The organism is Caproicibacter fermentans (assembly GCF_009746625.1).
Lineage (GTDB): Bacteria > Bacillota > Clostridia > Oscillospirales > Acutalibacteraceae > Caproicibacter > Caproicibacter fermentans.
This window is the reverse complement of record NZ_VWXL01000100.1, coordinates 91,570-111,168: the sequence shown is the minus strand read 5'-3', so window position 1 is coordinate 111,168 and position 19,599 is coordinate 91,570. Positions and strand designations below refer to the sequence as shown.

Sequence of the window (19,599 nt, the reverse complement as noted above, 5' to 3'; positions counted from 1 at the left end):
GCGCCGGTTTCCATTCATGATTACAGCAGATTCATGGCGGCCAGCGCGGCGGCGGCTTCCACCACGGGAACCGCGCGCGGAACGATGCAGGGATCGTGCCGACCTTTGACCGCCAGTTCTTCGGCGGCGCCGCTTTTCAGATTGACGCTGCGCTGAGGCGTGCCGATGGACGGCGTCGGCTTAAACGCGGCGCGGAAGACCAGCGGCATCCCGGTGGTGATGCCCCCGAGAATGCCGCCCGCGTGATTTGTCTCCGTTCGGACTGCTCCGTCTTTGTCAAACAGAAACGGGTCGTTGTTTTCGCTTCCGAACAGATCGGCCGCGGAGAAGCCCGCGCCGAATTCCACGCCCTTGCATGCGGGGATGCCGAACAGAATCGAGGAAAACAAAGATTCCGCCCCGTCCGTCAGCGGGCCGCCCGCTCCGGCGGGAAGGCCGCAGACGGCGCATTCGACCAGGCCGCCGACGCTGTCCAGCTTTTGCCGCGCGCGCTCGATTTCCCCGCGCATGGCGGCTTCGGCCTGCGGGTCAACGGTGGGAAAGTAGCGGGAGGCCAGATCATCGAGAAGAGAAACGGGAAGATCCGTAGGGTCGAACGGCGTGTCGGAGACGCCGTGAACCGAAAGGACATGCGCGCCGACCGCAATACCGCGCTGCCGCAGAATTTGGCGGCAGACCGCCCCGGCGAATACCAGCGGCGCGGTCAGCCGGCCCGAAAAATGCCCGCCGCCGCGCACATCGTTAAAGCCGCCGTAGCGGAAATGCGCCGTATAATCCGCGTGCCCGGGGCGCGGAACGTCCCGCAGGTTTTCATAGTCGCCGGAGCGCGTGTTGGTATTCTCAATTACGGCGCACAGCGGCGCGCCGGTTGTGCGCCCGTCCAGCAGTCCGCTCAGGATTTTCGGCGCGTCCGCCTCTTTCCGCGGCGTGGAGGATGAGTCCCGCCCCGGTGCGCGGCGCGCCATCTGGAGGGCGACTTTCTCCAAATCGACCGTCTCACCCGCGGGCAGCCCCTCCAGCACGGCGCCGATCGCCGGGCCGTGGCTTTCGCCGAAAACCGTCAGCCGGATCCGATTACCCCAGATCATTCGCTTTTCCTCCCAACGCGTTGTAATCCCGGAAAAAATCCGGGTAGCTTTTCCGGATGCTTTCGGCGTCCGTCACGGTGACGTCCCCATCCGCCCGAAGCGCGGCGATTGCCATCGCCATCACGACGCGGTGATCGTTCCGTCCGTCCGCCGCTCCGCCGCGCAGCTGCGGGGACCCGTCTATGATAAGTCCGTCCGCCGTTTGTTTTACCGCCGCACCGACGGCGGAAAGCCCGTCGGCCATCGCGGCGAGCCGGTCGCTTTCCTTCAGGCGCAGCCGCCCCGCGTTGCGAATCACCGTGCGCCCTTTCGCGAGCGCGGCGGCTGCGGCGAGAACCGGCACCAGATCGGGAATCTGAGAAGCGTCGATTTCGATTCCCCACAGCTCGCCCGGTTCGGCGGTCAGAATGCCGCCGTTCCAGCCAAGGCGCGCGCCGAAGCGGCGGAACAGCTCCTCCGCCGCGCGGTCGCCCTGCGCGGAATCGGGCCGCAGGCCATCCAGCTCCACATGCCCGCCGAGAGCCCCCGCCGCCAGAAAGAACGCGGCCTGGGACCAGTCGCGCTCGATTTCGCAGCGGCAGGGGAGGTACTTCTGGTTTCCCGGCACTTTCCAGCCGGTTTCGGATGAAAAAATTCCGACGCCGTGCTCTTTCAGAATTTGTACCGTCATCTCCGCGTATCCGGCGGATTCCAGCGGGGAGGTCAGAACAATTTCACTGTCGCCGCCCAGAAGGGGGAGGGCGAGCATCAGCCCCGTGATGAACTGGGAGCTGACGTTCCCGGGCAGGGAGAAGACGCCGGGCTTCAGCCTGCCGGAAATTCTCAGCGGCAGGCCGCCGCCGCTTTCGCAGGTCACCCCCTGCGGGGGCAAGCATTTCAGGTAAACCCCCAGCGGTCTTTCAGGAAGGCGCCCCCGCCCGGTAAAGACGGACGGGATTCCGAGCGCCGCGGCGACCGGAATTAAAAATCGCAGAGTCGAACCGGATTCCCCGCAGTCGACGCGGGCTGCTTCCCTGCGTTTCGCCGCATTCAGCGCGGCGAGCGCCGAACGGGTCGCGGCAAGGTCTTCGCTGACCGCTTCGCCGGAGGGAAGGGGGTCCGGCGCGCCCGCGAGAAACGAGCAAATCATCGCGCGGTGCGCCGCGCTTTTGGAAACGGGAACCCGAACCCGGCCGCCGAGCACGGCGGGAGCAAACCGGACCAGACTCATGACAGGGCCTCCATGAACCGTCCGAGCTCCGCACGAGGAATCGGATGCAGAAAACTTTCGCCGATGTGCCTGAGAAGAACCAGATTGATGTTGTCCCCGCGGCTCTTCTTGTCAACCTGAGTGGCTTCCCGGATGAGATCCGGGTCCGCCGGGTCGGATACCGGCATGCCGTATTCCGAAAGGACGCGGGCGATTTTTTCCGCTGTTCCGGGTTCCGTCAGACCCGCCGCCTCGCCGCACCGGCTCATCATCACCATGCCGATCCCGACCGCTTCGCCGTGCGTCAGGTCCTTGTAGGCGTGCAGCTTTTCCAGCGCGTGGCCGAACGTGTGGCCGAAATTCAGCAGCATCCGGTCGCCGTTGTCCAGCTCGTCCCGTTCGACGAATTCCCGTTTGATGTCCACGCACCTATATATGATCGGCTCGATCTCGTCTTTGACCCCGCCCGCCGCGATCCTCCCGAACAGCTCGCCGTCGCGGATACAGCCGTATTTGATCGCCTCGCCCAGTCCGTCCGCGAAAAACGCGTCCGGCAGGGTCGAAAGCGTATCCGGATCGATGAGAACCAAAGACGGCTGGTGAAACGCGCCGACCAGATTCTTTCCCTGTGGAAGATCGACCCCGGTTTTTCCGCCGACGGAAGAGTCGATCTGCGCGAGCAGGGAGGTTGGAATCTGCAGAAAGCGGATTCCCCTTAAATAGGTTGCGGCGGCGAATCCGGCCATGTCGCCCGTCACCCCTCCGCCGAGCGCGACGACGAAATCGCTCCGCGTCAGCCCCCGGTCTGAAAAAGCGGCGTACATTCCAAGAATGTTGGTCGTCCGCTTGTGCTCTTCCCCCGCAGGAAAGGGGAAGACCGAGGACTGAAATCCGGCGGCTTCCAGGGATGAGGCCACGGCGTGCGCGTAGATCGGCCCCACGTTGGAATCCGTGACGATCACGGTTTTCGCGCCGCCGGGAAACACGCGGGCGGCCTCTTCGCCGGCGCGGCGGAGGCAGCCGCGTTCAATCAGAATTTGATAGGGCTTTGCGGTGTTGATCTTCAGGTTCATGCTTCTCCCAGCCTTTCCTTAATCAGGCGGCCCTCCCGCAGGAGGCAACGCAGGGCTTCGGCGTCGTTTGAGCCGACCGCGTCGCGAATTTCCCGCAGGTTTCCCATCAGCGTGTCCAGCTCTTCGGTCAACGCCTCGCGGTTGTCCAGAAACAGCTCGGCCCACATGGATTCGTTGACGCTCGCGACCCGCGAGACGTCGCGGTAGCTTCCCGCCGAAAAACCGGCGTGCCCCGGGCACCGCGGGCTTTTGACATAGGCGCAGGCCAGCGCGTGGGGAAGCTGGCTGGTAAAGGCGATTTCGCGGTCGTGCTCTTCCGGCGTGGTGACGACGGTTCCGCCGAAGCCGAGCTCGACCGCGACCGCCGTCATCAGGTCGACCGCGCCGCGCGGCGCGCCGCAGGGAACCAGCAGGTAGCTTGCGCCGGAAAACAGGTCGGCGTCGCTGTTCGCGAAGCCGCCCTTTTCCTTTCCCGCCATCGGGTGGCCACCGATGTAAATCAGCCCGTGCTTTTCCGCGATTTCCGAAAGGCGCGGGCTTAAAAACGATTTGACCCCGCACACGTCGGTTACGATGCAGCCCGGGCGAAGGGCGGAGGCGTGCTCCTTTAAAAAGTCGATGTCCGCCTGGGGGTAAAGGCAGAGGAACACAAGATCCGCAGCGTTCAGGTCCTCCGGAGTTGCCTGCCGCCGGATGGCTCCGCATTGGAGCGCGGCGTCGATCACGCCGGGGTCGCTGTCGATGCCGGTGACCCTGCAGTCGCTGTATTTTCGGAATGCTTTCGCAAGCGAACCTCCGATCAGCCCGAGCCCCGCGACGACGATCTTTTGATTCATGGGAAGATACCCCCTTCTGCTTTCTTTTTGATTTCACACATTATAGCAGAAAAGCGGCGGTTAGTCCAATGCTCTTCCGAAGGCCAGCGCCTCCGCTTTCAGCCGGGCGGCGGTCTGTTCAAACTGGTCGGGCGTCAGGGACTGCGCGCCGTCCGAAAGGGCCTTAGCGGGATTGTTGTGGACCTCGATGATCAGGCCGTCCGCGCCGGCGGCCACCGCGGCGAGCGCCAGCGGTTCCACCAGCCAGGAGTGCCCGGAGGCGTGGCTGGGGTCCACAACGACGGGAAGATGGGAACAGCGCTTTAAGATCGGAATGGCGGAGATGTCGAGCGTGTTGCGCGTGTAGGGCTCGAACGTGCGGATTCCGCGCTCGCAGAGGATGACCTGATTGTTGCCGCCCGCCATGATATACTCCGCGCTCATCAGAAGCTCTTCGATCGTGTTCGACAGGCCGCGTTTGAGCAGAATCGGCTTGCGGATTTTGCCGAGCTCCTTAAGCAGCTCGAAATTCTGCATGTTGCGCGCGCCGACCTGAATCACGTCAACCCCGCTTTCGAGAAACAGATCGATGTGCTTTTCGCTCATCAGCTCGGTGACGATGGGAAGTCCGGTTTCCTTCTTCGCTTCGCTCAGAAGCTCAAGCCCCCCGGCTTTCAGTCCCTGAAACGAATACGGAGAGGTGCGGGGCTTGAACGCGCCGCCGCGCAGGAAGGAGGCGCCCGCCGTTTTGACCCGCCGCGCGATGCCGCAGATCTGCTCTCTGCTTTCCACCGAGCACGGGCCCGCGATCAGGGAAAGGCCTCCGCCGCCGATTTTCTGCCCGCCGGGCAGGGTTACGACCGTATCGTCCGGGTGGAACTTCCGGTTTGCCTTTTTGTAAGGCTCCTGTACGCGCTTGACGCTTTCCACAAGCTCCTGCGCCGCGACGGAGTCGATGTCGATCGCGGAGGTGTCGCCGATCAGGCCGAGCACGGTGCTCTGCGTCCCCACCCAGGTGTTCACCTTAACGCCGTATTCTTCGCGAAGGGACGCGCAGAAATCGCTGATCTGCTGCTGTGTGCAGTCCGGTTTCAGTACAATAATCATTTTCTGTTCCTCCTGATTCTGACGGACGGGCGGCAACCCGGCGCCTCCGGGAGCAAAAAGCCCCCGATGGGTATAAAAAAACGGCGGGGCTGCTGCCAGCTCCGCCGATATGGACTCTGTCAGGGCAACGGCCGAAATCGTTACGGCCTGCGCCCCGCGGCACGGGAAAGCTCACAGTCAGTTTTCAGGCATACGCGATAAAACCCATCCGCAAAAGAATAGCGGGGGTATCCGTAAAACGTAAATCGCGCGCTGAATGAAAACTTCATGAAGGAATTTCCTTTCTCCGTGTCTTTTTTGTATCATAATACAGCATTCGGGCTGTGTCAAGCTTTTTTCGCTGCTCCGCTTGCGGGAAGAGGTTCCGTCCGGTAAGTTTCAATAAAATAATTTCCCAGCGAAAATATTTTATGTGATACTTGAATTCTTTCCGGTGTGTTGATAGAATATAAGCAAGTATTTACCATGATATGGAAGTTGACCGGAAGGAAGCAGCTGGAATGGGGAGTTTGAATCTGGAACAGCTGATCGACGACCTCGGATGCAGCCTGCTGTGCTGCAAGCCGGACAGCCGGCTGTCGATCCTGTATGCGAGCAAAGCCTTTTTCAGGACCCTTGGGTATGCGAAGGACGAGATCTCCGCATTGCTGGAAGAAGGCCCGGAACCGGTCCTTCGAAACAATCCGCCGGTCGACTGGGAGCGTATTAGGGAAGAAATCAGGGCAAAGGGGTTTGCAAATCCGGAGCTCCGTCTGATTAAAAAGGACGGGCATCACATCTGGGCTTCCTACCGGGTCAGACTGCAGAAGGATCAGGACGGCGCAGAGTTTTTCAGCGGCGTGTTGGAGGACATTACCCTGCGCAGGCGTTCCCGCAGACAGCGGCTGGAACAGGCGCAGGAGCTGGAGGCCCTGACGGCCAACGTCCCCTGCGGCGTGCTGCGCTGCAGGAGCGACGAATTCCTGACGCTGAATTTTGTCAGCGAGGGATTCTGCCGCATGACGGGCTACCGCAGGGATGAGATCGCCGCGGAGTTCGGCAGCCGCTTTATTCAGATGATCTATGAAAAAGACCGCGACCTTCTGCTGCGGCAGGCGGGCGGCCGCATGAGGCGCGACGGGGCCGCGGAGCTGACTTACCGGATTATGGGGAAAAGCGGCCGCCTGATCTGGGTTCTCGACAAATCCAGAGTGCAGGAGGACTGCAACGGGAACGTCTGGCTGTACAGCGTGTTGATGGATATCACGGAGACCCAGAAGGCGCAGGAAGAGCTGGCCGCCACCGAAGAGCGCTACCGTATGATTCTGGAGCACGCAGCCGATCCGGTCGTTGATTTCGACCTGAAAACCAGCCGTATCTATTATTCGCCTGCTTTCACGGCGAGATTCGGGACCGGATTCCCGCAATACGGCAATCTGATGGCGGATTTGCCGGAGCTTTCGCTGATTTATGAGCCGGACCGGAGAAGGCTGACGGAAAAAGCGGACCGGCTGCTGCACGGAGAGGTTCTGGAGGACGACGAATTTCGCTTTCTCGGGGCGGACGGCGTTTATATCTGGTGCAACGTGCACCCGGCGGCCTTTTTCGACGAGCAGGGGAAAGCCGCGCGCCTGATCGTCGTCATCTCCGACATCGACCGGCGCAAAAAGGAGTCGATCGCCCTGCGGCAGCGGGCGGAGCACGACCTGCTGACCGGCCTTTACAACCGGGTTACGGCGGTCGGCAAGATCGAAAAGGTGATAGCCCGCAGCGAAAGGGAAGAGCGCCATGCCCTTTTTGTCATCGATATCGACAACTTTAAGAATGTGAACGACCGCCTGGGGCATCTCAAAGGCGACGAGTTGATCGTGGAAACGGCGGCGCGGATCAAGCGGCTGTTCCGGGAGGAGGATATCGTCGGACGCATCGGCGGGGATGAATTCGTCGTGTTCCTCCGCGGCATTACCTCCGTCAATCTGGTGGTGAAAAAGGCGGAATGCATCGGGAACGCGTTCCGGGAGAACAGCATCTCCGGACCGGTCTGCGTTTCGGGAAGCGTCGGGATCTCCTTTTATCCGTATGACGGAAACTCCTATGAGGAGCTGTTCCGGAAGGCCGACGCCGCGATGTACGCGGCGAAAAAGAGCGGGAAGGATTCGTTCCGCGTTTACACGAGCGAAATCGACGAGATTGCGCGGAGCTGAGTCAGCGGACGGGTTCCAGCGCTTTCAGCACCAGGCGGGCCGTTTCTTCCGGCGAGCCGTCCGCGGGCACGGCTACATCCGCGCGTTCCCGGTAAACGGGCAGGCGCGCGCCGTAGAGCCGCTCCAGTTCCCCGCCGCCGTCCCGCAGAAGAGGGCGCGTCCGGTCGCCTTCCAGCCTTGACCGCACGGCGTTCAGGGACGCGTCGAGCAGGATGACGGTACCGCCGGAGCGGAGCGCCCGCGCGTTTTCCGGGTCCAGCAGAGCCCCGCCTCCGGCGGCGATGACCAGCCCCGTTTTCCGTGAAAGCTCGCAAGCCGCTTCCCGCTCCAGGGCGCGGAATCCGCTTTCGCCCCGTTTCGTGAAAATCTGCGCGACGGAACAGCCCTCCTTTTCTTCAATCCACTGGTCCATGTCGAGAAAGCGGCGGCCGGTTTGTTCGGCCAGGAGCCTGCCGACGGTTGTCTTTCCGCTGCCCATGAATCCGCACAGAACGAGATTCCCGAATTTCTTCTTCATTTCCAGCACGGCGTCCCCGCAAAGACGGCCGATTTCTTCCGCGCGAAACCGGGCGCCCGTCCAGATCGTCTGTGCGGCGGCGGCCTGCCACACCAGCATGGCCATGCCTCGGACCGCCGGAATGCCGTTTTTCTCCGCGAGACGGATCAGCATGGTTTCGTCCGGATTGTAAACCGCGTCGAACACGCAGCCCGCGCGCCGGATCAGGTCTTCCTCGGCCGCGCAGGAGTTGACGTTCGGGTACATGCCGGCGGGCGTCGCGTTGACCAGAAGGTCCATCCCGCCGGAAATTTCCCCGATCGGGCAGGCGTCCGCCGCCGCGCCGGGAATTTTGCGGGTCAGATCCGCGCAGAGCTCTTTGGCGGCGCCAAGGGAATGCTCCCTTGCCGCCACCGTGACCCGCCCTCCGGCGAGCGCGGTTTCGAAGGCCATGGCGCGCGCGGCTCCGCCCGCTCCGAGGATGACCGTGCGGCAGTCCCGAAGAAAGACTCCGGCGTGTTCCAGCGCAAGACGGAAGCCGTCGCCGTCCGTTGTGTACCCGGTGAGTTTTCCGGCTTCGTTTCTTACGGTGTTGACCGAGCCGGTCAGCAGAGCTTTTTGGTCGAGCGAATCCAAAAAAGGTATAATGGCACGCTTGTGGGGGATAGTGATGTTGAATCCGTTCCACTCGCCGCGCCCGGAAAGAAAATCGCCGAGCGATTCCGGCGCGACGTCGAGGGCGGCGTACCGCGCGGCGGTGCCGGAAAGGGAGAAAAGGCGGGAATGAATCAGCGGGGACATAGTGTGGCCGATCGGATGGCCGAGGACGGCAAAATGCAAGGTTTCCAAATCAAACGACCCCCAAGAAATAAAATCAAAAAAATGATTGACAAAGCGAAGCATTGCTAATAATATGTGGATAGGCATTCAGAACCCGGGACTCCAGGGTAAATCACCCTGTGCAATTTTAGCACAGCCGGGATTCCTTTGTCCACACTGGGATTTTTGTTTTGCACATGAGTGATTTTTTTAAGATCTAAGGAGGATATATCATGGTTTTCGAAAAGGTTAAGGCGATTTTAAGCGAGCAGTTTGACGTTGAGGAGGATACGATTACTGCCGATACGAATATTGCCGATGATCTGGGGGCGGACTCTCTCGACGTGGTCGACCTTCTGATGTCAATCGAGGATGAATTTGAAATCGAAATTCCCGACGAGGAAGTCGAAAATATCAAGACGGTCGGGGAGCTGGTCAAATACATTGAGGACCACGTCTGAGCAAGACGAATCCTGTCATCCGCCGTGCGGCAGCATGGCGGATTTTTTTACGTTCCGTTTAAAACCGGGCCGGTTTTTTCTTGAAATGACGCGGAGTTTCCGCTATAATGATTCCTGAATGACGAAAAGAACGGAAAGCTTTGGTTCCTTCTGCCGGGGCTGCCAAAAATAAAGGAGTGTCAAAGCTGTTGAGTCAATTTGACTTTTTGCTGCACGGGGTTTCCGGCGTTACCCCGCAGATGGCCGTCATGTGGGCGGTCGGAGGACTTTTGATCTGGCTGGCCGTCAAAAAGGATTTTGAGCCCTCCCTGCTTCTGCCGATGGGCTTCGGGGCCATCCTGGTCAACCTGCCTTACACGGGCGTTCTGGGGGACAACGGCATTATCGAATGGCTGTTCAACAAGGGAATCGCCTCTTCGGAGGCCATGCCGCTGCTGCTTTTTGTCGGCATCGGCGCCATGATCGATTTCGGGCCGCTGCTGTCGAACCCGAGGATGATTTTGTTCGGAGCCGCCGCGCAGTTCGGAATTTTCTTCACGATCAGCGCCGCGGTCCTGCTCGGCTTCCCGCTGCGGGACGCGATGTCGATCGGCGTGATCGGCGCTGCGGACGGGCCGACTTCCATCCTGGTTTCCCAGGTTCTGGACAGCGCCTACAAAGGGGCCGTCGCCGTCGCGGCCTATTCCTATATGGCGCTGGTGCCGCTGATTCAGCCGTTTGCCATCCGGCTGGTCACAACCAAAAAGGAACGGAGCATCCGCATGCCGTATCAGCCGGATTCCGTTTCCAAGACGACGAAAATTCTGTTTCCGATCATCGTTACCATGATCGCCGGGCTGATCGCCCCGGATTCCGTCGCGCTGGTCGGACTGCTGATGTTCGGCAACCTGATTCGGGAATGCGGGCGGCTCGAAAGCCTTTCCAAGGCCGCGCAGGGCCCGCTTGCGAATTTGATCACCATTTTCCTCGGCATCACGATCGCGTTCCAGATGCGCGCGGACGTGTTTGTGCGCTGGAACACGCTGGCGGTGATGGCGCTCGGGCTCGTCGCCTTTGTGTTCGATTCGGTCGGCGGGGTTTTGTTTGCAAAGCTGCTGAATCTGTTTTTGCCCGAGGGCAGAAAATTCAACCCGATGGTCGGCGCGGCGGGGATTTCCGCTTTCCCGATGTCGGCGCGCGTGATTCAAAAGATGGGATTGAAAGAGGACAACCAGAACCACCTGCTGATGCACGCCATCGGCGCGAATGTGGCGGGGCAGATCGGTTCGGTCGTTGCGGGCGGCATCATTTTGTCGCTTGCAAGTAACTTTTTAGCGTAAAGGAGGCGCCGGGGTGAATTACGGATTTTTACTTTCCGACTATCAGGGGCCGGTCGGCCCGGTGAACGGCGCCGACGTCGGCCGCTCGCTGGAGCTGATGGGCAAGGGCATGGCGGGAATTTTTGTCGTCATGCTGCTGATCTTTCTGGTGATCGTAGCTTTAAACCGCTGGACGAAAAACAAGGACTGACGATACCGACGGTTCCGCAAAAGCGGACCGCGGACTTGAGGATAAAGGGGAAACAGCAATGGCGGAACAGAAAAAAATGGTGGAGGCCATCACTCCCATGGAGGAGGACTTCGCCCAATGGTACACGGATATTGTGAAAAAGGCGGAGCTGATGGATTATTCCAGCGTGCGCGGGTGTATGGTCATCGAGCCGTACGGCTGGGCCATCTGGGAAAATATCCGGGACTATCTGGACGCGCGTTTTAAAGAGCTTGGGCATGAGAACGTCTCAATGCCCCTGTTTATTCCGGAAAGCCTTTTAAACAAGGAAAAGGAGCATGTGCAGGGCTTTGCGCCGGAGGTCGCGTGGGTGACGACGGGCGGCAGCGAGAAGCTGCCGGAGCGCCTTTGCGTGCGCCCGACTTCGGAGACGCTGTTCTGCGAGCATTACGCGCGCGTGATTCACTCCTGGAGGGATCTGCCGAAGCTGTACAACCAGTGGTGCTCCGTTGTCCGCTGGGAAAAAACGACCCGCCCGTTCCTGCGGTCGGTGGAATTCCACTGGCAGGAGGGCCACACCATGCACGAAACCGAAGAGGACGCGCGTGCGGAAACTTTACGGATGCTGGATGTGTACGCGGACTTCTGCGAAAAACAGCTTGCCATTCCGGTTCTGCGCGGGCAGAAGACCGAAAGCGAGAAATTCGCGGGCGCGGTTGCGACCTATACGATTGAAGCTATGATGCACGACGGTAAAGCGCTCCAATCCGGAACCAGCCACTATTTCGGCGACGGCTTCGCCAGGGCGTTCAACGTGACATTCCAGGGCAGGGACAATTCCCTGTGCCATCCGTTCCAGACCTCCTGGGGCATGAGCACCCGGATCATCGGGGGGATTATCATGACTCACGGCGACGACAGCGGCCTGGTTCTGCCGCCGGCGGTCGCCCCGATTCAGGTGATGATCGTGCCGGTCGCGCAGCATAAACCCGGCGTGCTAGACAAGGCGAAGGAGATTGAAACCCGGCTGAAACAGCGCTTTCGCGTGAAAACGGACGATTCCGACCAGTCGCCCGGGTGGAAATTTGCCCAGTATGAGATGAAGGGCGTGCCGCTTCGTTTGGAAATCGGGCCGAAGGATATCGAAAAAAATCAGTGCGTGCTGGTCCGCCGCACCGACCGGGAAAAGGTGTTTGTTCCGCTCGACAATCTGGAAGACGCCGTCGCGGAGCAGTTGGAGCGCGTGAGGAACGATATGTATGAAAAAGCGCTGAAAAACCGCGAGGGCAAAACCTATGAGGCAAAGTCGCTTGACGAGATGAAAGAAATCGCCGATTCGAAGCCCGGCTTTATTCGGGCCATGTGGTGCGGCGACCCGGCGTGCGAGGAAAAGCTCAAGGAAGTCGCGGGGGTTTCTTCCCGCTGTATCCCGTTCGGGCACGAGCATGAGCACGGCGCCTGCGTCTGCTGCGGAAAACCGGCGGAAAAACTGGTTTACTGGGGCAAGGCGTATTAATCGGGTATCTTACTAATAGAGCCGCGGATTTTCCCGCGGCTTTTGCTTCCCGTAAAAATGGAAAGCAGGCTTGACATTTTCTGTATTTCGGCGTATTCTGGTAATGGAAAGCGAACTTTACATTTCATAAAGAGGCTCGAATATGAAAAACAGGCTGGAGCAGATCCGGAAACAGTACGGGATCAGTCAGGAACAGTTGGCCGACGTGCTGGAGGTGTCCCGGCAAACAATCGGCTCTCTGGAAAACGGACGCTATAACCCATCCATTTTATTGGCGTTCAAGATTGCCCGGTATTTTCATCTGGCGATTGAAGAAATTTTTCTCTATGAGGAGGAAATTAAATGAAACGCAGGCAAGTGTGGTTTTTACTACTGGCTTTGGCCGGGGGAGCCTTGATTGCAGCCGGCGGGTTCGGGCTCACCGCGGAAAGTCAAAAAACGATTTCCGGTTTTTGCATTGGAATCGGCGCTGCGGCGGCAGTGCTGGGCGTGGGGTGGTTTGCGGATTCCCTGCTCGTTTCCGCCGCGGAAACGGAAGAGGTCCGAAGAATCAAGCAGATTGAAGTCAACGACGAACGCAATGTCAGGATTCGGGAAAAAGCGGGGGCAAAGACCGCGAAATATATGAATTATGTCCTTGACAGTTTTATAATTGTGCTTGGCGTCATGGGCGCAGCGCCGTATTTGATTTTGACAGCCGCCGGTTTAATCGCCGTTGAACTGATTCTTTTTGTATACTTTTCCAACTATTATTCCAAGAAGATGTAAGAGTAACAGATCCTTTCAGACTGTTCATAGTTTTGTGACAATTCTGCAAAAATTTGTTACTTGAATCCCCCAATGATTACGAGTAAAATAATAGCGCAAGAATAAAGAAAAGACTTCCTGCCTTTTTTCTGTTTTCCGGCGGTACGAATATCAACGACTTCAACATAATAATGGGAGTGCGAATTAATTTGATGAAAAAAATACTCATGATCCTTTTATCGGCCGCGATTCTGGCGTCCTCTGCCGCATGCCAAGGCCAGAACGGAGCTTCTTCCGGTTCGTCCGTGCCCGCTTCGTCGGGTGGAAGCACGTCTGCGGGCTCATCTTCGTCGGCAGGCGGGACATCCTCCTCCGCAAGCCTCTATTCGGGGGTTACGTCCGATACTTCTTCGGTAACTCCCGCTTTTCAGGACGCTTCCAGAGCGCCGACTGCCAAAGCGGAGGCTTCAAAAAATGACGGTAATTACAAAATCAAATCGGTCGACTTCTCATTAAAAAAGGATAACAACGACTACTCGGTATCCTATCCTCAACTGACCGGTCTTGCCTCGCAGCAGGACAAAGTGAATGCCGCGATTAAAAACTGCGCGCTGAAAACTGTTAATTCCCTTGGAACCGGCGCCAAAAAAGTCAAGACGAGGGTAAAGACAGCCGGAGACGCAACTTATCAGGGAAAAACCTTTATCAGCATCGGCTTTAACGAATATGTTACTCTTTCCCCAAAAGGAAAGACGACGCACGCTCTTCGAACCGTCAACCTTAACCTGACTACCGGAACCGCTCTGTCTTTTTCGGATTTAATAAAAGAAAGCGATTCCTTTTACGCGGCTCTTGCAAAGGATGCGAAAGCACAGTTCAGCTCGGAATATGCTTCGGCAGCAACCGCTTCCGCGCTTAAGAAGGATCTCGACAAAACCTCGATGTATTTTACGGAAAGCGGAGTAGGTTTTGCGGTGATGTCTCAGAGCAAGCTGCTTCGGGTTACGATTGGTTACGATGAGATAAAACCTTTTGTGACGAATAACGCTGTGTGGAAGAATTTCATTTAAATGACTTGGATTTTCCACGGTCCATACCGCGGAAAATCCTTTTCTATTAATGTTATTGTATGAGGAATAAATTTCCTCGTTCGCGCGAAAAATAATGGTTGCAAACCGGGGGCGAGTGTGGTATTATAATAAAGCACGACTGCGACAGATATGCGTTGAAGCGGGAGGTTGCGGCGCAAATGCGCCGGTTTTTCCGTGGAGTATGTCCGATTTTAAACCGGGCGACAAATATTTTGAGCGTGCGGAGGGTTCCGCTTTGCGGCCTTTTGCGCTCAGACGTTTTGAACCTACCCGGATTTCGTCTGAAAAAAGAAATCCGGTTTTTCATTTGGAAATGAAGAAACACCCGGCACGGTGTTCAGGTTTTAAACGTCGCCCGCCAACTACAATAAGGAGGCGATTTTCCAGTGGCAGTCAAGGAGAAAATCAGGATCAGAATCAAAGGGTACGACCATCAGCTGGTGGACCAGTCCGCCGAAAAGATTGTTGCAACCGCAAAGCGTACGGGCGCAAGGGTTTCCGGACCCGTTCCGCTCCCGACCGAAAAGCAGATCATCACCATTCTGCGCGCCGTTCATAAATACAAGGACAGCCGCGAGCAGTTTGAGATGAGAACCCACAAGAGACTGATCGACATTCTGCGCCCGTCAAACAAGACGGTTGAGGCCCTGATGGGTCTGGAGCTCCCCGCAGGCGTTGAAGTTGAGATTAAGCTCTGACTTTAACCAACCGGCGGCCGGGGTCAAGTTGGCTTATTAAGCCAACCAATAACCTGCACAGGAGGTAATAAGGAATGAAAAAAGGGATTATCGGCAAGAAGATCGGCATGACGCAGATCTTTGACGAAAACGGCAAAGTCATCCCCGTAACGGTCGTGGAAGCCGGCCCCTGCGTGATTTCGCAGAAGAAGACCGCGGAAAACGACGGCTACGAGAGCGTTCAGATGGGCTACGGCGATCTGAAAGCGGCAAAGGTGACCAAACCGATGAAGGGGCATTTTGCCAAAGCGGACGTCGCCCCGAAGAAAACGCTTCGTGAGTTCCGCTTTGAGGATACGTCGTCTTACAACGTCGGCGACCTGATCAAAGCGGATGTCTTTGAAGCCGGCGACAAGATCGACGTAACCGGTACCAGTAAAGGAAAAGGATACGCCGGCGTCATCAAGCGCTGGAACTTCCAGCGCCTGAAGGAAACCCACGGTTCCGGCCCTGTTGCCCGCCACGGCGGCTCCAACGGCGCGTGTTCGACTCCGTCCAGGGTACTGCCCGGCATGAAGATGGCCGGCCATCTGGGCGCGGAGCAGGTAACGGTGCAGAACCTGACCGTTGCGAAGGTGGACGTTGAAAACAACCTGATCGCCATCCGGGGCGCTGTTCCCGGCCCCAACGGCGGCATTGTAGTGATCCGCGACAGCGTGAAAGCTGCCAGGGCGTAAGGGAAGGAGGAATCGGAATGCCTACAGTAGCAGTACTTGATATGGCCGGCAAGGAAGTCGAAAAGATGGACCTGGCCGAGGCGGTGTTCGGAATTGAACCGAACAAAACGGTGATGCACGACATGGTGGTAAACCATCTTGCAAATCTGCGCCAGGGCACACAGTCGGCAAAAACCCGCGCGGAAGTTTCCGGCGGCGGCAGAAAACCGTGGAGGCAGAAGGGTACGGGCCACGCAAGACAGGGCTCCACGCGTTCTCCGCAGTGGAGACACGGCGGTATCGTTTTCGCACCGAAGCCGCGCGACTACAGCTATACGCTGAATAAGAAGGTGCGCCGTCTCGCGATGAAATCCGCTCTTTCCAGCAAGGTGCTCGACAGCGCTATGATCGTGCTCGACAGCATTTCCCTGGACGCATACAAGACCAAATCCGTCGCGGCGATGCTCAGCGCAATCGGATCCGACAAAAAGGCCCTGATTGTTCTGCCGAACGTGGACGAAAAAGTGATTGCTTCCTCCCGGAACATCCCCGGCGTAAAGACCGCTGTGGTCAACACGCTGAACGTCTACGATATTCTGGACGCCGACAAATTCATTGTCGTCAAGGACGCGGTGGCTCAGATTGAGGAGGTGTATGCTTAAATGGCAGCACAGGATATTATCCTCCGCCCGATTGTGACGGAGAAAAGCATGGCCGGCATCGGCGAGAAAAGGTACACCTTCGAAGTTGCCAAATCCGCGACAAAAATTGATATTGCCCGCGCCGTGGAAGAACTGTTCGGCGTGAAGGTCAACAAGGTCAACACCCTCCACGTCCGCGGCCATCTGCGCCGTCAGGGCAAAACCCAGGGCTACACCAGCTCCTGGAAGAAAGCGGTTGTCACCCTGACCGAGGGCAGCAAAACGATTGAATTTTTTGAAGGCATGATGTAATCTCTGCCTGCATGAAATAGAGCAGAGGCATGGATGGGGAAGCGGCATTTCCCCGCAAAGCCATCATGAGGAGTGTGAAAGAATGCCAACCATAAATTTTAAACCGACCACGGCTTCCCGGCGCAACATGTCCGTTACGGATTATAAGATCCTGACGAAAAAGGCACCGGAAAAGAGCCTTTTAGAGTCCCTTCCGAACAATTCCGGCCGCAACAGCTACGGCCGCATCACCGTCCGCCACCGCGGCGGCAAGAACCGCAGAAAGTACCGTCTGATCGATTTCAAGCGCCAGAAATTCGACGCGCCGGGCAAGGTCGTCAGCATTGAGTACGACCCGAACCGTTCCGCGTTCATCGCGCTGGTTCAGTATGAAGACGGCGACAAGAGCTACATCATCGCTCCCGATGGACTGAAGGTCGGCGATACGGTGGTTTCCGGCGCTTCCGCGGACATTAAGCCCGGCAACGCGCTTCCGCTGGAAAACATCCCGACCGGTACGTTCATCCACAACGTTGAACTGTATCCCGGCAAGGGAGCCCAGCTTGCCCGCGCGGCAGGCATCATGGCCCAACTGATGGCGAAGGAAAACGGAATGGCGCTGCTGCGCCTGCCCTCCGGCGAACTTCGCAACGTGCCGATCACCTGTATGGCGACAATCGGCCAGGTCAGCAACGTAGACCACGAAAACATGAAGATCGGCAAGGCCGGGCGCAAACGCCATATGGGCTTCAGGCCGACCGTACGCGGTTCCGTCATGAACCCGAACGACCACCCGCACGGCGGCGGCGAGGGCAGAGCCCCAATCGGACGCCCCGGACCGGTTACCCCGTGGGGCAAGCCGACCCTGGGTTACAAGACCCGCGCTCATCACAATCGCTCCGACAAGATGATTGTCAAGCGTAGAAACGGCAAATAAGGCGTGCAGAAAGGAGCTTGCAAGTTATGAGCAGAAGCATAAAAAAGGGTCCTTATGTTCAGCCTGTGCTGCTTAAAAGGATTCAGGAGATGAATGCGGCCGGCGAAAAGAAAATCGTCAAGACCTGGAGCAGGTCCTCAACGATTTTCCCCGACTTTGTCGGCCATACGATAGCGGTTCACGACGGCCGCAAGCATGTCCCGGTTTATGTAACGGAGGACATGGTGGGTCACAGGCTGGGCGAGTTCGCCCCCACCCGTACCTTCAAGGGACATTCCGGCTCTAAAACAACGGCGCCGGGCAAATAACGGCTGAAAGGAGTGTATCGCATGGAAGCAAGGGCTTATCTGAAATACGCCCGCATCTCTCCCCGCAAGGTTCAGATTGTTCTGGATCTGATCCGCAACAAACCGGTCGACGTTGCGATGGCTATCCTGAAGCATACGCCGAAGGCCGCGAGCGAGAGCCTTGAAAAACTGCTGAAATCGGCCATGGCCAACGCCGAGAACAATCACAATATGGATGTTTCCAAACTGTATGTTTCTCAGTGCTTTGTCTCCCCTGGTCCGATCCTCAAACGCATCCGTCCAAGAGCGCAGGGGCGTGCGTTCCAGATTTTAAAGAGGACTTCGCACGTGACCATGGTGCTCAAAGAACAGGAATAAGCGTAAGGAGGAGGTAAATTATGGGCCAGAAAGTCAATCCGCACGGGTTCCGTGTGGGCATTATCAAAGACTGGGATTCCCGCTGGTTTGCGAAGGACAGCGCCTTCGGCGACACGCTTGTCGAAGACTACAAGCTGCGCAAGCAGCTGTTAAAGCAGCTGAAACCGGCAGGCGTACCGAAAATAGAGATTGAACGCGACGCTTCCAAAGTTCGCCTTCATATTCACTGCGCGAAGCCGGGCATTGTCATCGGCAAGGGCGGCAGTGAAATCGACAAACTTCGTCTTCAGTGCGAAAAGGCGCTGGGCAAACCCGTTACGATTAATATCGTCGAGGTGAAAAGCCCGGACCTGAACGCGCAGCTGGTTGCCGAAAACATCGCGCAGCAGCTCGAAAAGAGAATTTCCTTCCGCCGTGCGCTGAAACAGAGCATCGGCCGCGCCATGAAGATGGGCGCCAAGGGAATTAAAACGCAGGTCTCCGGCCGCCTGGGCGGCGCGGAAATCGCGAGAAGAGAACAGTATCATGACGGCACGATTCCTCTGCAGACCATTCGTGCCGATATCGATTACGGCTTTGCCGAGGCCGCCACAACTTACGGGCGGATCGGAGTGAAAGTCTGGATCTACAGGGGCGAGGTGCTGCAGGACAGCCGCAAGCCCCGCAGGGAAGGGGGCAGCAAATAATGCTGATGCCAAAGCGCGTGAAATACCGCAAAGTACAGCGCGGCCGCATGACCGGCAAATGTACCCGCGGCAATCAGATTGCTTACGGTCAGTATGGCCTTCAGGCGTTGGAACCGGCATGGATTACCGCCAACCAGATCGAGGCGGCCCGTGTTGCCATGACCCGTTACACCAAAAGATTCGGGCAGGTCTGGATTAAAATTTTCCCGGATAAACCGGTGACCAAAAAACCCGCCGAGGTCCGCATGGGCTCCGGTAAAGGCGCCCCCGAGTACTGGGTGGCCGTTGTGAAACCGGGCCGCATTATGTTTGAAATGGGCGGCGTTTCCGAAGAGACCGCAAGGGAAGCTCTTCGTCTCGCATCCAACAAACTGCCGATCCGGTGCAAATTTGTTGCCAAGGAAGAAACGGATGGTGAGCAGTCATGAAGCCAACGGAAGTCAGACAATTAAGCGCGGAAGAGCTTGAAAGCAAGCTGAAGGATTTAAAGGCCGAGCTTTTCAACCTCCGTTTCCAGCTTACCATTAATCAGCTCGACAACCCGATGCGTATTAAGGCTGTTAAGAAGGATATCGCCCGCATCAAGACCGTTTTGCGCGAAAATGAACTCAAAGACAGCGCCAATGCGTAACGGAAGGGAGGATTAAGCGTGAGCGACAGAAATATCAGAAAAACCGAGGTAGGCAAAGTCGTCAGCAACAAAATGGATAAAACCATCGTCGTTGCGGTGGAAGACAGCGTGAAGCACCCGCTTTACAAGAAAGTAGTCAAGCGCACCATTCGCCTGAAGGCGCATGATGAAAACAACGAATGCACCATCGGCGACCGCGTGCGCGTGATGGAAACCCGTCCGTTAAGCAAGGACAAAAGATGGCGTCTTGTCAAGATATTGGAGAAGGCCAAGTAATCTTGG

The 19,599-nt window shown here is 57.7% G+C and carries 25 protein-coding genes; 19 read left to right on the top strand and 6 right to left on the bottom strand.

Going from position 1 to position 19,599, the window contains the following annotated elements; all coding sequences use genetic code 11:
- Nucleotides 1-20: 20 nt before the first annotated feature.
- Genes aroC through aroF form a run of 5 tightly spaced genes read right to left on the bottom strand, consistent with a single transcriptional unit; the run spans nt 21 to nt 5,272 of the window.
- Complete coding sequence (gene aroC / locus CAFE_RS17065; RefSeq protein ID WP_156991280.1) at nt 21-1,088, bottom strand: chorismate synthase; 1,068 nt, start codon at nt 1,086-1,088, stop codon at nt 21-23.
- Nucleotides 1,075-2,298: a 3-phosphoshikimate 1-carboxyvinyltransferase gene (gene aroA / locus CAFE_RS17060; RefSeq protein WP_156991279.1), complete on the bottom strand. Its 1,224-nt coding sequence runs from the start codon at nt 2,296-2,298 to the stop codon at nt 1,075-1,077. Before aroA ends, aroC begins: the two co-directional genes overlap by 14 nt.
- The gene (gene aroB, locus CAFE_RS17055; protein WP_156991278.1) at nt 2,295-3,350 is read right to left on the bottom strand and encodes a 3-dehydroquinate synthase; all 1,056 of its coding nucleotides are present in this window, start codon (nt 3,348-3,350) and stop codon (nt 2,295-2,297) included. Before aroB ends, aroA begins: the two co-directional genes overlap by 4 nt.
- On the bottom strand, nt 3,347-4,186 hold the full coding sequence (locus CAFE_RS17050; RefSeq protein WP_156991277.1) for a prephenate dehydrogenase: 840 nt from the start codon (nt 4,184-4,186) through the stop codon (nt 3,347-3,349). Before CAFE_RS17050 ends, aroB begins: the two co-directional genes overlap by 4 nt.
- A gap of 60 nt (nt 4,187-4,246) precedes the next feature.
- Nucleotides 4,247-5,272, bottom strand: coding sequence for a 3-deoxy-7-phosphoheptulonate synthase (gene aroF / locus CAFE_RS17045; protein ID WP_066650394.1), 1,026 nt, complete (start codon nt 5,270-5,272; stop codon nt 4,247-4,249).
- 500 nt (nt 5,273-5,772) lie between these two features.
- On the opposite strand from aroF, the gene CAFE_RS17040 reads away from it, so the two are divergent.
- A complete protein-coding gene (locus tag CAFE_RS17040; RefSeq protein WP_066650200.1) occupies nt 5,773-7,455 on the top strand; it encodes a sensor domain-containing protein in 1,683 nt (560 codons plus the stop codon).
- A 1-nt stretch (nt 7,456) separates the two neighbouring features.
- On the opposite strand, the gene aroE is transcribed toward CAFE_RS17040, so the two are convergent.
- Nucleotides 7,457-8,800 (bottom strand): shikimate dehydrogenase, encoded by a 1,344-nt coding sequence (aroE, locus tag CAFE_RS17035; RefSeq protein ID WP_166525172.1) that lies wholly within the window; start codon nt 8,798-8,800, stop codon nt 7,457-7,459.
- A gap of 203 nt (nt 8,801-9,003) precedes the next feature.
- On the opposite strand from aroE, the gene acpP reads away from it, so the two are divergent.
- The 18 genes from acpP (at nt 9,004) to rpsQ (ending at nt 19,593) form a co-directional block, all read left to right on the top strand.
- A complete protein-coding gene (acpP, locus tag CAFE_RS17030) occupies nt 9,004-9,231 on the top strand; it encodes an acyl carrier protein (protein ID WP_066650204.1) in 228 nt (75 codons plus the stop codon).
- Nucleotides 9,232-9,470: 239 nt separating this feature from the next.
- Nucleotides 9,471-10,550: a sodium ion-translocating decarboxylase subunit beta gene (locus tag CAFE_RS17025; RefSeq protein ID WP_156991329.1), complete on the top strand. Its 1,080-nt coding sequence runs from the start codon at nt 9,471-9,473 to the stop codon at nt 10,548-10,550.
- A 13-nt stretch (nt 10,551-10,563) separates the two neighbouring features.
- On the top strand, nt 10,564-10,740 hold the full coding sequence (locus CAFE_RS20520; RefSeq protein WP_156991275.1) for an OadG-related small transporter subunit: 177 nt from the start codon (nt 10,564-10,566) through the stop codon (nt 10,738-10,740).
- Nucleotides 10,741-10,798: 58 nt separating this feature from the next.
- Nucleotides 10,799-12,235: a proline--tRNA ligase gene (gene proS / locus CAFE_RS17015; RefSeq protein WP_156991274.1), complete on the top strand. Its 1,437-nt coding sequence runs from the start codon at nt 10,799-10,801 to the stop codon at nt 12,233-12,235.
- A gap of 142 nt (nt 12,236-12,377) precedes the next feature.
- Nucleotides 12,378-12,581: a helix-turn-helix transcriptional regulator gene (locus tag CAFE_RS17010; RefSeq protein WP_156991273.1), complete on the top strand. Its 204-nt coding sequence runs from the start codon at nt 12,378-12,380 to the stop codon at nt 12,579-12,581.
- Nucleotides 12,578-13,003, top strand: a complete 426-nt coding sequence (locus tag CAFE_RS17005) for a hypothetical protein (protein ID WP_156991272.1) — start codon at nt 12,578-12,580, stop codon at nt 13,001-13,003. Before CAFE_RS17010 ends, CAFE_RS17005 begins: the two co-directional genes overlap by 4 nt.
- A gap of 188 nt (nt 13,004-13,191) precedes the next feature.
- A complete protein-coding gene (locus tag CAFE_RS17000) occupies nt 13,192-14,052 on the top strand; it encodes a hypothetical protein (protein ID WP_139104165.1) in 861 nt (286 codons plus the stop codon).
- A gap of 407 nt (nt 14,053-14,459) precedes the next feature.
- The gene (rpsJ, locus tag CAFE_RS16995) at nt 14,460-14,771 is read left to right on the top strand and encodes a 30S ribosomal protein S10 (RefSeq protein ID WP_066650219.1); all 312 of its coding nucleotides are present in this window, start codon (nt 14,460-14,462) and stop codon (nt 14,769-14,771) included.
- A 74-nt stretch (nt 14,772-14,845) separates the two neighbouring features.
- Nucleotides 14,846-15,487: a 50S ribosomal protein L3 gene (rplC, locus tag CAFE_RS16990; protein ID WP_066650221.1), complete on the top strand. Its 642-nt coding sequence runs from the start codon at nt 14,846-14,848 to the stop codon at nt 15,485-15,487.
- Between the two features lie 17 nt (nt 15,488-15,504).
- Nucleotides 15,505-16,128 carry a 50S ribosomal protein L4 gene (gene rplD, locus CAFE_RS16985; RefSeq protein ID WP_066650223.1) on the top strand — a complete coding sequence of 208 codons (624 nt, stop codon included), beginning with the start codon at nt 15,505-15,507 and terminating at the stop codon, nt 16,126-16,128.
- Nucleotides 16,129-16,419: a 50S ribosomal protein L23 gene (gene rplW / locus CAFE_RS16980; RefSeq protein ID WP_066650226.1), complete on the top strand. Its 291-nt coding sequence runs from the start codon at nt 16,129-16,131 to the stop codon at nt 16,417-16,419.
- Nucleotides 16,420-16,501: 82 nt separating this feature from the next.
- The gene (gene rplB, locus CAFE_RS16975; RefSeq protein ID WP_066650227.1) at nt 16,502-17,335 is read left to right on the top strand and encodes a 50S ribosomal protein L2; all 834 of its coding nucleotides are present in this window, start codon (nt 16,502-16,504) and stop codon (nt 17,333-17,335) included.
- Between the two features lie 26 nt (nt 17,336-17,361).
- Nucleotides 17,362-17,643: a 30S ribosomal protein S19 gene (gene rpsS / locus CAFE_RS16970; protein WP_066650228.1), complete on the top strand. Its 282-nt coding sequence runs from the start codon at nt 17,362-17,364 to the stop codon at nt 17,641-17,643.
- Between the two features lie 21 nt (nt 17,644-17,664).
- A complete protein-coding gene (gene rplV / locus CAFE_RS16965) occupies nt 17,665-18,000 on the top strand; it encodes a 50S ribosomal protein L22 (protein WP_066650230.1) in 336 nt (111 codons plus the stop codon).
- Between the two features lie 20 nt (nt 18,001-18,020).
- The gene (gene rpsC / locus CAFE_RS16960) at nt 18,021-18,686 is read left to right on the top strand and encodes a 30S ribosomal protein S3 (protein ID WP_066650231.1); all 666 of its coding nucleotides are present in this window, start codon (nt 18,021-18,023) and stop codon (nt 18,684-18,686) included.
- Nucleotides 18,686-19,114 (top strand): 50S ribosomal protein L16, encoded by a 429-nt coding sequence (rplP, locus tag CAFE_RS16955; RefSeq protein WP_066650232.1) that lies wholly within the window; start codon nt 18,686-18,688, stop codon nt 19,112-19,114. Before rpsC ends, rplP begins: the two co-directional genes overlap by 1 nt.
- Nucleotides 19,111-19,317 (top strand): 50S ribosomal protein L29, encoded by a 207-nt coding sequence (rpmC, locus tag CAFE_RS16950; RefSeq protein ID WP_066650233.1) that lies wholly within the window; start codon nt 19,111-19,113, stop codon nt 19,315-19,317. The genes rplP and rpmC overlap by 4 nt, the downstream gene beginning before the upstream one ends.
- A gap of 18 nt (nt 19,318-19,335) precedes the next feature.
- On the top strand, nt 19,336-19,593 hold the full coding sequence (gene rpsQ / locus CAFE_RS16945; RefSeq protein ID WP_066650234.1) for a 30S ribosomal protein S17: 258 nt from the start codon (nt 19,336-19,338) through the stop codon (nt 19,591-19,593).
- Nucleotides 19,594-19,599: the final 6 nt, after the last annotated feature.

What these genes read in the sequence shown, in the direction of transcription:
- aroB (WP_156991278.1), bottom strand. Translation starts at nt 3,350, where the DNA reads ATGAACCTGAAGATCAACACCGCAAAGCCCTATCAAATTCTGATTGAA.
- rplC (WP_066650221.1), top strand. Translation starts at nt 14,846, where the DNA reads ATGAAAAAAGGGATTATCGGCAAGAAGATCGGCATGACGCAGATCTTT.
- rplV (WP_066650230.1), top strand. Translation starts at nt 17,665, where the DNA reads ATGGAAGCAAGGGCTTATCTGAAATACGCCCGCATCTCTCCCCGCAAG.
- aroC (WP_156991280.1), bottom strand. Translation starts at nt 1,088, where the DNA reads ATGATCTGGGGTAATCGGATCCGGCTGACGGTTTTCGGCGAAAGCCAC.
- rplB (WP_066650227.1), top strand. Translation starts at nt 16,502, where the DNA reads ATGCCAACCATAAATTTTAAACCGACCACGGCTTCCCGGCGCAACATG.
- acpP (WP_066650204.1), top strand. Translation starts at nt 9,004, where the DNA reads ATGGTTTTCGAAAAGGTTAAGGCGATTTTAAGCGAGCAGTTTGACGTT.
- CAFE_RS17025 (WP_156991329.1), top strand. Translation starts at nt 9,471, where the DNA reads ATGGCCGTCATGTGGGCGGTCGGAGGACTTTTGATCTGGCTGGCCGTC.
- rplD (WP_066650223.1), top strand. Translation starts at nt 15,505, where the DNA reads ATGCCTACAGTAGCAGTACTTGATATGGCCGGCAAGGAAGTCGAAAAG.
- CAFE_RS17040 (WP_066650200.1), top strand. Translation starts at nt 5,773, where the DNA reads ATGGGGAGTTTGAATCTGGAACAGCTGATCGACGACCTCGGATGCAGC.
- rpsS (WP_066650228.1), top strand. Translation starts at nt 17,362, where the DNA reads ATGAGCAGAAGCATAAAAAAGGGTCCTTATGTTCAGCCTGTGCTGCTT.
- CAFE_RS17010 (WP_156991273.1), top strand. Translation starts at nt 12,378, where the DNA reads ATGAAAAACAGGCTGGAGCAGATCCGGAAACAGTACGGGATCAGTCAG.
- rpmC (WP_066650233.1), top strand. Translation starts at nt 19,111, where the DNA reads ATGAAGCCAACGGAAGTCAGACAATTAAGCGCGGAAGAGCTTGAAAGC.
- rpsC (WP_066650231.1), top strand. Translation starts at nt 18,021, where the DNA reads ATGGGCCAGAAAGTCAATCCGCACGGGTTCCGTGTGGGCATTATCAAA.
- aroF (WP_066650394.1), bottom strand. Translation starts at nt 5,272, where the DNA reads ATGATTATTGTACTGAAACCGGACTGCACACAGCAGCAGATCAGCGAT.
- CAFE_RS17005 (WP_156991272.1), top strand. Translation starts at nt 12,578, where the DNA reads ATGAAACGCAGGCAAGTGTGGTTTTTACTACTGGCTTTGGCCGGGGGA.
- aroA (WP_156991279.1), bottom strand. Translation starts at nt 2,298, where the DNA reads ATGAGTCTGGTCCGGTTTGCTCCCGCCGTGCTCGGCGGCCGGGTTCGG.
- CAFE_RS17050 (WP_156991277.1), bottom strand. Translation starts at nt 4,186, where the DNA reads ATGAATCAAAAGATCGTCGTCGCGGGGCTCGGGCTGATCGGAGGTTCG.
- proS (WP_156991274.1), top strand. Translation starts at nt 10,799, where the DNA reads ATGGCGGAACAGAAAAAAATGGTGGAGGCCATCACTCCCATGGAGGAG.
- rplW (WP_066650226.1), top strand. Translation starts at nt 16,129, where the DNA reads ATGGCAGCACAGGATATTATCCTCCGCCCGATTGTGACGGAGAAAAGC.
- rplP (WP_066650232.1), top strand. Translation starts at nt 18,686, where the DNA reads ATGCTGATGCCAAAGCGCGTGAAATACCGCAAAGTACAGCGCGGCCGC.